The sequence below is a fragment of the Pseudomonas sp. 1152_12 genome (genome assembly GCF_052850675.1).
Window position 1 is genome coordinate 194,204 of the sequence record NZ_VXCW01000010.1, and the last position, 14,867, is coordinate 209,070.

Consider the following 14,867-nt stretch of genomic DNA (forward strand, 5'->3'; position numbering starts at 1 on the left):
ACGGTTTTTTTGGATTGCCTCTAGCGGGCATCTTTGTTGTCTGTGCTAGCGCCATCGCAGGCGAGCCAGCTCCCACATTTTGGAATGTGTGAACCCGATCAAATGTGGGCGCGGGCTTGCCCGCGATTGGCGGTCTCAGCGTTTCACGGCAGTGGGCCTGGAATGCTCCGCCCGCTTGCTCAACTGCTCAAACACCGATGGGTACGCGGGGCGTTCTACATATCGCCCGGCACCGCGTTCGGCGCGCAGGTCGCCATCGGCCCAGACCAGCTTGCCCTGGCTGATGGTGTGGCTCGGCACGCCGCGCACGGTCTTGCCTTCGAAGATGTTGAAGTCGACTTTCTGGTGGTGGGTCTTGGCGGAAATCGTGCGCGTTCCTTGAGGGTCCCACAGCACCAGATCAGCGTCGGCCCCCACACGGATTGCACCTTTGCGCGGGTAGAGGTTGAAAATTTTCGCGGTATTGGTCGACGTCAACGCGACGAATTCCTGCATCGACAGGCGCCCGGTGTTCACGCCTTCATCCCATAGCAGCGCCATGCGGTCTTCGATACCGGCCGTGCCGTTGGGGATCTTGCTGAAATCGTCGCGCCCGGCGGCTTTTTGCTCAGCGCAAAAGCAGCAGTGGTCGGTGGCGGTGGTGTGCAGGTTGCCCGATTGCAGGCCGTGCCACAGCGCTTCCTGGTGCCCGCGCGGGCGGAACGGCGGGCTCATCACGTAGCCTGCAGCGGTTTGCCAGTCGGGGTGCTGGTAGACACTGTCGTCCAGCAGCAAGTGGCCGGCGAGCACTTCGCCGTACACCGGCTGGCCCTTGGCACGGGCATAGGTGATTTCGTCCAGGGCTTCCTTGGTTGACACGTGCACTAGGTACAGCGGTGTACCGATTGTCTCGGCGATGCGGATCGCGCGGCTGGCCGCCTCACCTTCCACCTGCGACGGGCGCGACAGTGGATGCGCTTCCGGGCCGGTGATGCCCTGGGCCATCAACTTGCGTTGCAGGTGATACACCAGCTCGCCGTTTTCCGCATGCACGGTGGGCACTGCGCCCAACTCCAGGCAGCGTTCGAAGCTGGCGACCAGGGTGTCGTCAGCCGCCATGATCGCGTTCTTGTAGGCCATGAAATGCTTGAAGCTGTTGATGCCGTGGTGGCTGACCAGCTCAGCCATCTCCTCGCGCACTTGCTCGCTCCACCAGGTGATCGCCACGTGAAAGCCGTAGTCGCAGGCGGACTTCTGCGCCCAGCCGCGCCACTGGTGAAAGGCTTCCATCAAGGACTGCTGCGGGTTGGGAATCACGAAGTCGATGATCGAGGTGGTGCCGCCCGCCAGACCCGCCGCCGTGCCACTGAAAAAGTCTTCACTGGCCACGGTGCCCATGAAGGGCAATTGCATATGGGTGTGGGGGTCGATGCCGCCGGGCATGAGGTATTGGCCGCTGCCGTCGAGCACTTCAGTGCCGGCGGGAACATCCAGCCCCGTGCCAATAGCGCGAATGAGACCGCCTGCGCATAAAACATCGGCGCAGTAACTTTCATCATGGGTAATAACGGTGGCGCCACGGATCAACAGCGACATGTCGAGTTCCTCACAGGCTTGACCGGCTTGTGCCAGTTCTAAGTGTTGTAATGCTGCTTGCCGATGGTCGATTAAAACCTGTCATCGGTGACAGGAATAGAAACTAGCCCGAGTTTTTCGAATGAGCAAGAAGATTTTTCTTAAGTTTGTATGTTGATTAACTACATGATTTAAAACGATAAAAATGATAAATCACCAAAATGTAGCGGGCGTTCACCATTTTGACGCACTTGACAGGTTCATGCGCTGAGCAACATTTCTTATTGCAAATCAGACGCTTGAGATATGCCTCTTGACGGGGCCGCTAAATAAAAATAATTGTGGTGCACCAGATTGAGTCCTGAGGGGTCGGGAACTTGCGCGCTATTTAGCCTGAGTAACGCGCTAAGTACCGAAGGCTCAATCGGAAAGCTGATAAACATCAGCGAGTTATAGATGCGGTGCGGGTTCAAGTTGGATGGTCGGCACGCTTATTGAGTGCAGTGGCGGCTGGCCGGACCCGTGATGTCATGTTGTTTACGAGGTACTCCGGCCACCCCGCACTCAGCGTTGGGTGAGCAAAAATAATTCGAAAAAACCGTGGAGCGGCCATGCAACAGAACAGATCGCAAGTCATTGAGCGCAACGGCCTGTACGAACTCGACGCCGGTCCCGACGTCCTCGACAGCCCTCGCTACAACCACGACATGGCACCGACGAAGGTGCACGAACGCACCTGGAACAAATGGCACATCACCGCGCTGTGGGTCGGCATGTCGATCTGCGTGCCCACCTACACGCTCGGCGGTGTGCTGACTGCGTACTTCGGGTTGTCGGTGGGCGAGGCGCTGATGGCGATCTTGCTGGCCAATATCGTGGTGCTGATCCCGCTGACCCTTAACGCGTTTCCCGGCACCAAGTACGGCATTCCGTTTCCAGTATTGCTGCGCTCATCCTTTGGCATTCTTGGCTCCAACGTGCCATGTCTGATTCGGGCGCTGGTGGCGTGCGGCTGGTTTGGCATACAGACGATGTTTGGCGGGCTGGCGATTCACCTGTTTCTTGGCTCGATTTTCGACGGCTGGAAATCCCTCGGCGGCACCGGTGAAGTGATCGGCTTCATGATCTTCTGGACCCTGAATTTATGGGTAGTACTGCGCGGCGCCGAGTCGATCAAACGTCTGGAAACCTTGTCGGCGCCACTGCTGGTGGCGGTGGGGATTGGCCTGCTGGTGTGGGCGATGCCGAATGTATCGATCAGCGAGCTGATGGCGATTCCCCCCAAACGGCCCGAAGGTGCGAGCCTCGCCGGTTACTTCATGGCGGGGCTTACCGCGATGGTGGGCTTCTGGGCAACCTTGTCGCTGAATATTCCGGACTTCAGCCGCTACGCTAAAAGCCAGAAGGACCAGATTCTCGGGCAGATCTTCGGGCTGCCACTGACCATGTTCCTGTTCGCCGCCCTCGGCGTGATCATGACTGCCGCGTCGGTGAAACTGGTGGGCGTCAGCGTCTCCGACCCGGTGACCTTGATCGGGCATATCCAAAGCCCGGTGTGGGTTGCCATCGCCATGCTGCTGATCATCATCGCCACCTTGTCTACCAACACCGCCGCTAACATCGTTTCGCCGACCAACGACTTCCAGAACATCGCGCCCAAGCTGATCAACCGCAACACTGCGGTGATCCTCACTGGCCTGGTCGGGCTGGCGTTGATGGGTCATGAACTGGCGAAAAAACTTGGGCTTATCGTCTCGGATGTGAGCCTGGAGACCGTGTATTCGAACTGGTTGCTGGGCTACTCAAGCCTGCTGGGGCCGATTGCCGGGATTATGGTGGTGGACTACTTCATCACCCGCAAACAGCGGCTGGACTTGGCTGGCCTGTACCGCGACGGCGTGTACCCGGCGTGGAACTGGAGCGGCTTTGTCGCCTTCGGCGTGCCGGTGGTGCTGACCTTGCTGTCGCTGGGCAGCGATGCGTTCAGCTGGTTCTACAGTTATGGCTGGTTCACCGGTTCGGCGTTGGGCGGCTTGTTGTACTACGGCTTGAATGCCAAGCGTGGAGCCAGCCCGGTGGCGCTGAAAACACCGCTGTAAAAGGTTGAAATGCAAGCCAAATGAGGGAGCGGGCTTGCTCGCGAAAGCGATGAGTCAGTCAGCAGATCAGTCGCTGACAGACTGCATTCGCGAGCAAGCCCGCGACCACATGGATGACCTCATTCCAGTGCTGGAATCGAGTCAATTTATAAGAAATATAGCCTGAGGAAATCCCCATGAACGCTGCCCTGGACGTTCTGCAATCCACCCATCAGCACATCAACCGCGACCGCTTGTGGCAATCCCTGATGGACCTGGCCAAGCTCGGCGCCACGCCCAAGGGCGGCGTATGCCGCCTGGCCCTCACCGAGCTTGATCGCAAGGCTCGCGATCTGTTCGTGCAGTGGTGTGAGGAGGCCGGTTGCACCGTGACCGTCGACGGCATCGGCAACATCTTCGCGCGCCGCCCGGGACGCAATCCCAACCTGCCACCGGTGATGACCGGCAGCCATATCGACACCCAACCTACGGGCGGCAAGTTCGACGGGTGCTTCGGCGTGCTGGCGGGTGTGGAAGTGCTGCGCACCCTCAATGACCTCAAGGTCGAAACCGAAGCGCCGCTGGAAGTGGTGGTGTGGACCAACGAGGAGGGCTCGCGCTTTCCGCCGTGCATGATGGGCTCGGGTGTATTCGCCGAGAAATTCACCCTGGCCGATACCCTGGCCAAAGCCGATGTGGACGGAGTCAGCGTGGGCGATGCATTGAATGCGATTGGCTATGCGGGCACGCGGCCGGTGAGCGGGCACAAGGTCGGGGCCTATTTCGAGGCCCATATCGAACAAGGCCCGATTCTTGAGGATGAGAAGAAAACCATCGGCGTGGTGCTGGGGGCATTGGGGCAGAAGTGGTTCGACCTCAAACTGCGCGGCGTTGAAGCCCATGCGGGGCCGACGCCGATGCACCTGCGCAAGGATGCTCTGGTGGGCGCGGCGGCAGTGGTGGCGGCCGTGAATGCGGCGGCATTGGGGCATCAGCCGCATGCGTGTGGCACCGTGGGTTGCCTGCAAGCCTATCCCGGCTCGCGCAACGTCATCCCGGGCGAAGTGCGCATGACCCTGGACTTCCGTCATCTGGAACCGGCACGGCTGGATTCGATGATTGCCCAGGTGCGCAAAGTGATCGACGAAACCTGTGCCAAGCACGGCTTGAGTTTTGAAATGGAATCCACCGCCGACTTCCCGCCGCTGTATTTCGACAAGGGCTGTGTGGACGCTGTGCGTGACGCGGCGAATGGGTTGGGGCTGTCGAACATGGACATCGTCAGCGGGGCAGGGCACGACGCGATCTTCGTCGCCGAACTCGGCCCGGCCGGGATGATTTTTGTGCCCTGTGAAGGCGGCATCAGCCATAACGAAATCGAGAACGCCGCGCCGGATGATCTGGCGGCGGGGTGTGCGGTGTTGTTAAGGGCGATGGTGGCTGCTTCGGCGGCAATCGCCAGCGGCAAACGGGCTGCCTGAAATGCCGTAGGAAAATGTGGGAGGGGGCCTGCCCAGTGATCGCCAGCGGCACATGGGCTGCCTGAAATGCCGTAGAAAAATGTGGGAGGGGGCTTGCTCCCGATAGCGGAGTATCAGCTACGGCTAAGCTAGCTGACCCAACGCCATCGGGAGCAAGCCCCCTCCCACAATTGATCGCCTTGTCCTGTCGAATAGTGATCAAAATGTGGGAGCAGGCTTGCCTAATGATCGCCAGCGGCACACGGGCTGCCTGAAATGCCGTAGAGAAATGTGGGAGGGGGCTTGCTCCCGATAGCGGAGTATCAGCTACGGCTGAGCTAGCTGACCCAACGCCATCGGGAGCAAGCCCCCTCCCACAATTGATTGCCTTGTCCTGTCGAATAGTGATCAAAATGTGGGAGCAGGCTTGCCCAATGATCGCCAGCGGCACACGGGCTGCCTGAAATGCCGTAGAAAAATGTGGGAGGGGGCTTGCTCCCGATAGCGGCGACTCGGTCTCGACCTATACCCAAATTGCATCCCACAACGGATAGTCGCCAATCTTTTTCACTAATCCCGCCCGTAATGGATTGGCCACCACATACCTGGCCATCTTCACCAAGTCGTCTTCCTTGCGTAGCGCCCGGTCATGGAAGCTTTCCTGCCAAAGCCGTCCCTTGCGCCCAGTGACGCCGTTAACGTTTCGCGTACTTTTAGACTTCACCTGACACATCAGGTCCGCCAGCGAGCCTTTTTGCAGTTCCAGCAGCCAATGGAAATGGTCCGGCATGATCACCCACGCCAGGGAGTTTGCCAGCCCTTGGTGCTGGGCGACCCGCAATTGCCAGACTACCAAGCGACCAAGGTGGAAGTCGCTGAATATCGGTGTGCGTTCGTGAGTGTTGGTGGTGATCAGGTAGATACGGTTTGGTTCGCTGAATCGACCGATGCGCAAACGGTGTGAAGCGGGTAGTTCAGGCATTCCTTGGCCTCTCTCAGTGTGTGTGTTGAGAGGCTAGATCTGGTGTTACGAGGAGGGTCGACAGGCTTTTGGCAGGATGTGTCTCAGAGGTCGCCATCGGGAGCAAGCCCCCTCCCGCAGGGGGGCAGCGCTGTTCATACATTGTGTGTCTAACGCAGTATTGATGTGGGAGGGAGCAAGTCCCTCCCACATTTATCAGGCGCCGGGTTGCCAGCCGCCGCCAAGTGCCGTCACCAACCCTACACTCGCCTGCAGTTGCCGGGTCTGCACGGCTTGCAACGTCCTCTGAGCCTGCAACGCCGCCGTCTGCGCGGTCACTACATCCAGGTAACTGACGGCTCCCGCCTGGTAGCTGTTCATCGCCAGTGACTGCGTGTGCTGCGCGGCATCTACCGCTGCTTGCTCATCCTGGGCTTCCTGCTGCAAGTCGCGCAGTTGCGCCAGGTTGTCTTCCACCTCACGCACGGCTTTCAGCACGTGGCTACGGTACTGCGCCGAAGCCTCTTCAAACTCGGCTTTGGCCTGGCGCTCGTTGGCACTCAGACGCCCGCCTTCGAAGATCGGCAAGTTCGCCAACGGTCCCAGTGCCCAATACCGATTGCCAGCGGACAGCAGATTGCCAACCCCTTGCGTCTGCCCGCCAATCAACCCGGTCAAACTGAAATCCGGATACCACGCCGCTTTCGCCACGCCGATATTCGCGTTGGCTGCGAACACCCGGCGTTCCGCCGCAGCAATGTCCGGGCGACGTTGCAGCAGGTGGCTCGGCAGTTGAGAGGGAATCCCCGGCAACGTGATCAATTGCTGACTCGCCGGCAGCGTGAAGTCGCTGGCTGCGACACCCATCAGTTCACCAATCGCATGCTCGGTCAGGTTGCGCTGGCCGCGCACCTCGTTCAGTTGCGCCTTGGCTTCGGCCAGTTGATTTTGCGCGCGGGTCAGGTCCAGCTCCGAGGCAATCTGGCCCTCATAACGACTACGCGTCAGTTGCAATGCCTGGCTGAAATCATCCAGCGAGCGATTCAGAATCCGGCTCTGCGCATCCAGCCCATTGAGCTGCACATACAGCGTCGCCAATCGATGTTGCAGGCTCAGGCGCGCCACCGCCAGGTCATCCCTGGAGGCTTGCGCCTGGGCATCACCGGCCGCGACCTGGTTGCGGATTTTGCCCCACAGGTCCAGGTCGTAGCTCAACGAAAAGCCCGCCGTATTGCTGTTGTAGACCGACGGCTGCGTATCACCTCGCAGCGGCCGCGCGTTCGATTGCCGCTGGCGTAATGGCTGCGCGCTGGCGGTAACCTGCGGGAATAACCCGGCATGTAACTGGCTGGCATACGCCTGGGACGCATCGAAGTGCGCCAGTGCCGCCGCGAGGTCCGGGTTGGCCTTGAGCAGCTGTTGTTGCAGGTCATTGAGGCGCGAATCGTTGTAGAGCTTCCACCATTCGGGCGCCAGTTGATCGGACGGTTGCGCACTGTGCCACGGGCCATCGCTGGTCTGTTCGCGATAGCCGGCCGGCAGGTCGACCGATGGCACCGTGTAAGTGGGCGCCAGCGAGCAACCCTGCAAGGCCAGCAGCATCAACGCCGCGAGGGGTTTAGGCCTTGGGCGCATGCGCACCTCCGGCATCGGCCAGTTGCACAGGGTCGCCTTCGCGCAGGGCGTCTGGCGGGTTGTCGACCACACGGTCGGCGGGTTTCAAACCTTGGTCGATGACCAGGCGCTCGCCGAGGTCGAGGCCGATATGGATGTCTTGCAGGTGCACGTGGTTCTGCGCGTCCAGCACCGCGACTTGGGTGCCTTGGGCGCGGAAGATCAGCGCACTGGCCGGGATGCTCACGCCGTGGGTATCCGCCGGAATCGGCAACGTGGCTTCGGCGTAATCACCCGGCAGCAATTCGCCGTTGGGATTGTCGACGACGAATTGCGCGAGCAGGGTGCCGGAGCGGCGGTCGATGGCGGTGGAGTCGCCGATCAGGCGCGCCTTAAAGTGCTCGCCGGGGTGTTCCGGCACAGTCAGCTCGGCTTCGAGATCGGGGTGGATGACCGCCGCGTAATTCTGCGGCACCGGCACGTACAGGCGCAGCTGGTGAGTGTCGGCGATGTTGAACAGTTCCGGGTCACTGTCGGAGTCGGCTTTGATCAGCTGTCCGATATCGGTGTTGCGCGCGGTGATGGTACCGGCGAATGGCGCGCGAATGGTTTTGTAGCTTTCCAGCGCCGACAGCCGCGCATAGTCGGCGGCGGCTGCTTCGGCATTGGCCTTGGCAGCGGCGGCGTTTGAGGTTTTTTCATCCGCGGCCTGACGCGACACCGAGTGGCTGGCCAGCAGGTTTTGCCAGCGTGTGGCGGTGGTCTCGGCCAAGCGCGCATTGGCCTGTTCCTGCACTAGGTGCGCATGGGTCTGCGCCAGTTGCTGGTCGAGGTCCGGGCTGTCGATTTCGGCAAGGGTTTGCCCGGCTTTGACCTGGGTACCGATGTCAGCTTTCCAGTCTTTCAAGTAGCCGCTGACCCGGGCGTGAATCGGCGCCTTGCTCCAGGCCTCAAGGTGCGCAGGCAGGCGCAAAGTGTCGCCAGCGACGTTTTGTTTCGGTTGGAACACCATCACTTGCGCGATGGCGGCGTTTTCGGTCCAGGCGGTGACCGACTGTTCGTGCATCGTGCGGGCATGCAGGCCGCTGGCGACCAACAGGGCGGCCAGTGTCAGGCCACCGACACCCATGAGTATCAGACGCTTGCGCGAGGGGTTGTGATCAGACGACATGTGAAGTTTCTCCAGCAACTGCGCGAGTAGGGTGACGACCGTGGACCAGGCTGAAGACCACGGGAACAAACAACAAAGTGGCGACGGTGGCGAAGATCAAGCCACCGATAACGGCGCGGCCAAGCGGGGCGTTCTGCTCCTCGGAAATTGCCAGCGGCAGCATGCCGATGATCATCGCCAAAGCCGTCATGCACACCGGCCGAAAGCGCGTGTAACCGGCCTCCACCGCGGCCTTCAATGCATCGCCATGTTCGGCCAGGCGTTCACGGCAGAAGCTCACCACCAGGATCGAGTTGGCAGTGGCCACGCCCATGCACAAGATGGCCCCGGTCAGTGCTGGAACCGACAGCGAGGTGCCGCTGAGGAACAGCATCCACACGATCCCTGCCAGCGCTGCTGGCAAGGCGCTGATGATCACAAACGGGTCGGTCCACGACTGGAAGTTGACCACGATCAGCAGGTAGATCAGCACCACCGCGCCGAGCAAGCCGAAGCTCAAACCACTGAAGGCTTCGTGCAGCGCATCGATCTGCCCGTGCAGGCTGATGACCGCGCCTTTGGGGCGCATGGAGGCGGTGTCATCCAAGACTTTTTGCACGTCGCGGGCCACGCCGCCGAGGTCGCGGCCTTGCACGTTGGCGTACAGGTCCAGGGTCGGTTCGATGTTGTAGTGGGTTACCACCGCCGGGCTTTGCACACGAGCGATGGTGGCCACACCGCCGAGGATTTGCGACTGGCCATCGGCACCGGTAACCGGCAAGGCTTCCAGTGACGGCAGGCTGTCCAGGCGGTATTGCGGAGTCGCGGCGACGATGGAATACGACACCCCATTCGCTGGGTTGAGCCAAAAGGCCGGCGCGGTTTGCGAGCTGCCAGCGAGGGAGGCGACCATGCTGTTGGTGACATCACGCTCGGTGATGCCCAGGCCATTAGCGCGCATGCGGTCGACGTTAACTTGCAACGATGGGTAGCCGGTGGACTGCTGGATGCGTAGGTCGGCAATGCCCGGTACGTGTTGCAGGCGACGCTCAAGTTCTACCGCATAGGCGCGGTTTTCTGCATCACTGCGCCCGGAGATTTTTACGTCGAGCGGGGCTGGGGCGCCGAAGTTGAGGATCTGGCTGCTGATGTCCGCCGGTAGGAACGCGAAGTGGCTGCCGGGGAAGCTTCCCGGCAAGGCTTCACGCAGTTTTTTTACGTAGTCGGCGGTGGGCGCGTGGTCCTTTTTCAGCGTGACTTGTATATCGCCATCCTGCGGGCCGATGGTGCCGCTGCTGTTGTAGGCCATGTCGATGCCGCTGAGCGGAATGCCGATGTTATCGACGATGGTGTCGAGCTCTTCGGCGGGGATCACTTCGCGAATCCGCGCTTCAATGCGGTCGAAGGCGGCGGCGCTTTCTTCAATGCGCGTGCCGAGCGGCAAGCGTACGTGAAGGGCGAGGGCGCCGGCGTCGGTGGCCGGGAAGAAGTCCTGACCTAGGCTCGGCAGCAGTAGGAACGAGGCGAGTACGCAGGTCAGGAAGCCGAGGATAAAGCGCTTGCGGTTGCTCAGCGCGAGCATCAGCAAGCCATGGTAGGTGTCGCGGATATTCGAGAAGTGGCGCTCGAAGCCTTGCTGAAAATTCAGCACCGATTGCAGCACGGCATTGCGTGGTTTTTTGTGCTGCTCACCCTCGTGGTGGTTGATGAATTCATCTTCCGGATGATGCCCGGCGCCAGGCTCGGGTGTGTGCGGCTTGAGCAGGAACATCGCCAGCGTCGGCACCAAGGTGCGCGAGAGGATGAACGAGCTGGCCATGGCAAACATCACCGCGAGGGCCATCGGCCGGAACAGGTAACCGGCGATGCCCTGCAGCAGGAACATCGGTACAAACACGATGCAGATGCACAACAGCGAGACGAACGCCGGGCCGACGATTTGTGCGGCGCCGTCGAGGATCGCGGTCTTCACCGCCTTACCTTGTTCCAGGTGCCAGTTGATGTTTTCGATGGTCACCGTGGCATCGTCCACCAGAATCCCCACCGCTAACGCCAGCCCACCAAGGGTCATGACGTTGAGGGTTTGCCCTGTGACCGCCAACAGTGCGATGGCCGACAGCACGGCCAGCGGAATCGACGCGGCGATGATCAGCGTCGAACGCCAGCTGCCGAGGAACAGCAGGATCATCGCACTGGTCAACAGCGCGGCGATGATGCCTTCCTGGGCCACGCTGCCCACCGATTGCTTGACGAACACCGAGGCGTCGCCCAGCAATGATGTCTTCAGCGACGGCGGCAGGGTTTCGTTGATGCGCGGCAACATCTGGCGGATGCCGTCGATGATCGACAGGGTCGAGATACTGCCGTTCTTCAGCGCCGGCATCAGCACTGCGCGGTGGCCATCGACGCGTACGATGTTGGTTTGCGGCGGCGAGCCGTCCCGCACGTGGGCCACCTGGCCGATGGTGATCAGCGCGCCGTCGACGGTCTTGATCGGCAGGTCGTTGAGCTGATCGATCGCCTTGGGGCTGTTGTTGAGCAGAATCGTGTATTCGTTGTGGCCGAGCTTGGCGGTGCCCACCGGAATAATCTGGTTCTGCAGGGCCAGGGCGTTGCTCACGTCCTGTGCCGAGAGGCCTTTGGCAGCCAAGGCTTGTGGGTCGAGGTCGAGGGTGATCTGGCGCTGCTTGCCGCCCATGGGCGTGGGCATGGCCAGGCCGGGCAGGGCGCTCAGCGGCAGACGGATGTTGTTCTGCACCAGGTCGCGGATCTTGGCTTCCGAGAGGCTGGGACTGGAGAACGCCATCTGCAGGATCGGCACCGTGGAGGCGCTGTAGTTGAGGATCAGTGGTGGCGTGATGCCGGGTGGCATCTGCTTGAGGACGGTTTGTGACACGGCGGTCACTTGCGCGTTGGCGGTGCGGATATCCACGCCGGGTTGGAAGAAGATCTTGACGATGCCCATGCCGGGCAGCGATTGCGATTCGATGTGTTCGATGTCGTTGACGGTGGTGCTCAGGGAGCGTTCATAGGTGTAGATCACCCGGCCGGCCATGGCGTCTGGCGACAGACCGTTGTACTGCCAGACCACCGCGACTACAGGGATGCCGATATCAGGGAAAACATCCGTAGGGGTTTTCAGGGCCGCCATCGGCCCGACGATACAAATGAATAGTGCCAACACGATAAACGTGTACGGCTTTTGCAGTGCGGTCTTTACCAGCCCGAGCATGCGTGAACCTCCGAGGGAGCAGAATTGCAAACCCCGGCAGTCTTGCCCGACCCACCTAACACGCACCTTTCAGCCAGGTGAAGGAACATTTAGTCAACGGCTGAAGATCGTTTCATATGTATTCATTGGTTCTACATAGGGCGGCTCTCCAAGCTTGTCATCCATCCGGCGCGACACATTTCAGATCGGTCCAGCGTTTTTTACGGATGTCCTTTGGAGCCATGCCATGCCACTTAAATCACTTAATTCGCTGTTACTGATTCCCGCGCTTGGCGCTGTTTTGTTGATGTCGGCATGCGCCGGCCCCATCCCCAAGGCGGACCCTGGCGAAGCGTGGATTGGTTTGAAAGAGGAAGCGCCGAACGACCTGATGGCCGAGCGTGTAGACGGTAAACGCGTGGACGACGGGCGTTTTTTTGAAGTGATGCCGGGCGATCACCGCCTCGACGTGACGTTATTCGAGGAAGAGCCAGGTGACGATAACCAGCAGGACTGCCAGGGGCGGGTCGAGTACAAGCACTTCCAGGCCGGTGAACACTACACCCTGATCGAGTCGAGCTTGGGCACCACCGTGCGTGCCGTCCTCAAGGACGGTCACGGCAAGGAAGTCGCAGCGACCCAAGACTTCAATTGCATGCCTGGTTAGGCGTGGTGCACTGCGACCTTGGGGTGCTTGGCCGGTACAGTGGTTTTGAGGTGGGGGTGATGGTGCCGACGGGTCACGCGCATGACCCCCCACAACATGGCGCCGGCGACTGCCAGCCAACCGCAGATCAACAGGAAAATCGTTGTTGCAAGGCTCATTCTGGCCTCCTTTCGCCCGGCAGGGGGCACACACAGTCTTCTCAATGGACAGTCTAGCTAGCTGACGGTTGCCTGCTATTGACCAATGGTCGAGTCCATCCAACTTGTTTGCTCTATTCAGCGCATTTTACTGACGCCTCGGGCTATACCCGCCCTGCAGAGCATCCTATGATCAGGGCCCTTACCGGCAGTTGATCAAGAGAGTAAAAAATTGCGGTTACGGTCGAACGTTAAAACCTCCTTGCTAATGGCCTGCATCCTGGGGCTCGCCGCCTGTTCCGGGCATCCCTCGAAACTGGCGGGCCTGCCGGAGCGCGTCGAACTCAACGGCGTGCCGACCTTTCGCAACGAGGCTTACCTGAGTGGCCCCTCGGCGTTAGCCAGCATGCTGTCGCAACAAGGCATTGTCATGACACCTGGTTTGCTCGATAAGCCCCTGCACCTGCCAGGCGGCGAGGCGGACCTTGAGCGCAATATGCAAGTGCTGGCACGTGAATACGGGCTGATGGTGTACCCAGTGGACGCCAAGTTGACCGCGGTACTGGCACAGGTGGCGGCGGGCTACCCGGTGATGGCGCGGATCAACCCAAGCTTCTGGTCCGGCACGCGCTATGTAGTGGTGGTGGGGTTCAATCAGCAGAAAAGTACGGTGCTGTTGCGCTCAGGTCTGGAACGGCGGCTGTTGATGAGCTTTAGCGACTTTGAGTCGGCGTGGAAGAGCGCAGGAAACTGGGCAATCCTGACTCAGCGCCCGAGCCAGTTGCCGGTGAATATAGATGTGCAGCGCTGGCGGGATGCGGCGAACGCGACTGCCCAAGCCGGCCAGGAGCAGGCGGCGGCGCAGGCGCTCAAGGTGTTGGCAGAGCGCAAATAAAGGTGTGAGGGAGCAAGCCCCCTCCCAGATTAAGACCTGCTGTGTTGTTTTAGCGACGCACTTCTGCCGCATTCGAGCGGCTCTTCAAATTCTTGTCGGCCTTGTAGCGCAGCGCAACGTCAGGCACCGAGCCGCTCTTGCCGGTCTCGACCCAGTTGCGAATACGGCCAGCGTCGGCAAAGTGGGTGAATTTGCCGAAAGCATCCAGAATCACCAGCGACACCGGGCGGTTGCCCATACTGGTCACCAGCACCAGGCAGTGGCCAGCCTGATTGGTGAAACCGGTCTTGGTCAACTTGATATCCCAAGTGGCGCGGTTGATCAGGTGGTCGGTGTTGGAGAAACCCAAGGTGTAGTTGGGCTTTCGGAAGGCCACGGTCTTTTCCTTGGTGGTGCTCAACTGGCTCAGCATCGGAAATTTGCGCGCATAGGCCAGCAGCTTGCTCAAGTCACGGGCGGTGGACACGTTGTGAATCGACAAGCCGGTAGGCTCGACATAGTGCGTGCTGGTCATTCCCAGCGCCTTGGCCTTGGCGTTCATCGCCGCGATAAAGGCTGGATAGCCGCCCGGGTAATGGTGGGCCAGGCTGGCGGCTGCTCGGTTTTCCGAGGACATCAGGGCGATCAGCAGCATTTCCTTGCGCGGCATTTCGCTGCCGATTTTCACGCGGGAGAACACGCCTTTCATTTCCGGCGTGTCTTTGATGTTGATATCGATGTATTCGTCCATGTTCTGCTTGGCTTCCAGCACGATCAGGCCGGTCATCAATTTGCTCACGGAGGCGATAGGCACAACCACGTCGGGGTTGCTGGAGTAAATGACTTTGTTGGTCTGCAAATCGACCAGCATGGCGCTGCCGGAAGCGATTTGCAGTTTGGAGGTATCACGCGGGGCTAGGGTGGTTTCGGCGGCGTGCGCAAAGGTGCCGGTGAATGCAAAAAATAGGCTGACGATAGAGAGACGAATTTTCACGCGGATGAACTCGCTAAATAGTAAGGAAATACCGTGGGGAGACGGGTTATATGATAAATGCCGTTACATTTTAGGAGTATGGATGAACAACTGTCGAATGTTCTTCTAGAACCGGACGAAAGTGCTTAAAAACTAAGAAAAAACAGTTTTTTTCCGAGCAATAAAAA

Annotated in this window: 11 protein-coding genes; 4 read left to right on the forward strand and 7 right to left on the reverse strand. The window is 60.1% G+C overall.

The window, feature by feature from the left end:
* Positions 1-135 precede the first annotated feature (135 nt).
* Positions 136-1,575, reverse strand: coding sequence for a dihydropyrimidinase (gene hydA, locus FW764_RS20000; protein ID WP_446435345.1), 1,440 nt, complete (start codon positions 1,573-1,575; stop codon positions 136-138).
* A gap of 590 nt (positions 1,576-2,165) precedes the next feature.
* Here hydA and FW764_RS20005 point away from each other — a divergent pair.
* A complete protein-coding gene (locus FW764_RS20005) occupies positions 2,166-3,653 on the forward strand; it encodes an NCS1 family nucleobase:cation symporter-1 (protein ID WP_446435346.1) in 1,488 nt (495 codons plus the stop codon).
* Between the two features lie 176 nt (positions 3,654-3,829).
* Positions 3,830-5,113: a Zn-dependent hydrolase gene (locus FW764_RS20010; protein WP_446435347.1), complete on the forward strand. Its 1,284-nt coding sequence runs from the start codon at positions 3,830-3,832 to the stop codon at positions 5,111-5,113.
* A gap of 502 nt (positions 5,114-5,615) precedes the next feature.
* Here the strand turns inward: FW764_RS20010 and FW764_RS20015 are convergent.
* The 4 genes from FW764_RS20015 to FW764_RS20030 all read right to left on the reverse strand — a co-directional run bounded on the left by FW764_RS20015 (position 5,616) and on the right by FW764_RS20030 (position 12,049).
* Positions 5,616-6,074: an REP-associated tyrosine transposase gene (locus FW764_RS20015; RefSeq protein ID WP_446435348.1), complete on the reverse strand. Its 459-nt coding sequence runs from the start codon at positions 6,072-6,074 to the stop codon at positions 5,616-5,618.
* A 195-nt stretch (positions 6,075-6,269) separates the two neighbouring features.
* Complete coding sequence (locus tag FW764_RS20020) at positions 6,270-7,688, reverse strand: efflux transporter outer membrane subunit (protein WP_446435349.1); 1,419 nt, start codon at positions 7,686-7,688, stop codon at positions 6,270-6,272.
* A complete protein-coding gene (locus tag FW764_RS20025; RefSeq protein ID WP_446435350.1) occupies positions 7,672-8,838 on the reverse strand; it encodes an efflux RND transporter periplasmic adaptor subunit in 1,167 nt (388 codons plus the stop codon). The genes FW764_RS20020 and FW764_RS20025 overlap by 17 nt, the downstream gene beginning before the upstream one ends.
* Positions 8,828-12,049, reverse strand: a complete 3,222-nt coding sequence (locus FW764_RS20030) for an efflux RND transporter permease subunit (RefSeq protein WP_446435351.1) — start codon at positions 12,047-12,049, stop codon at positions 8,828-8,830. Before FW764_RS20030 ends, FW764_RS20025 begins: the two co-directional genes overlap by 11 nt.
* Before the next feature lie 226 nt (positions 12,050-12,275).
* On the opposite strand from FW764_RS20030, the gene FW764_RS20035 reads away from it, so the two are divergent.
* Complete coding sequence (locus tag FW764_RS20035; RefSeq protein ID WP_446435352.1) at positions 12,276-12,695, forward strand: PA0061/PA0062 family lipoprotein; 420 nt, start codon at positions 12,276-12,278, stop codon at positions 12,693-12,695.
* Here FW764_RS20035 and FW764_RS20040 read toward each other — a convergent pair.
* A complete protein-coding gene (locus FW764_RS20040) occupies positions 12,692-12,853 on the reverse strand; it encodes a hypothetical protein (RefSeq protein ID WP_446435353.1) in 162 nt (53 codons plus the stop codon). The two genes, FW764_RS20035 and FW764_RS20040, sit on opposite strands and share 4 nt — an antisense overlap.
* A 211-nt stretch (positions 12,854-13,064) precedes the next feature.
* On the opposite strand from FW764_RS20040, the gene FW764_RS20045 reads away from it, so the two are divergent.
* Positions 13,065-13,727 carry a peptidase C39 family protein gene (locus FW764_RS20045; protein ID WP_446435354.1) on the forward strand — a complete coding sequence of 221 codons (663 nt, stop codon included), beginning with the start codon at positions 13,065-13,067 and terminating at the stop codon, positions 13,725-13,727.
* Positions 13,728-13,776: 49 nt separating this feature from the next.
* Here FW764_RS20045 and pbpG read toward each other — a convergent pair whose 3' ends face one another.
* A complete protein-coding gene (gene pbpG / locus FW764_RS20050; RefSeq protein ID WP_446435355.1) occupies positions 13,777-14,700 on the reverse strand; it encodes a D-alanyl-D-alanine endopeptidase in 924 nt (307 codons plus the stop codon).
* Positions 14,701-14,867: the final 167 nt, after the last annotated feature.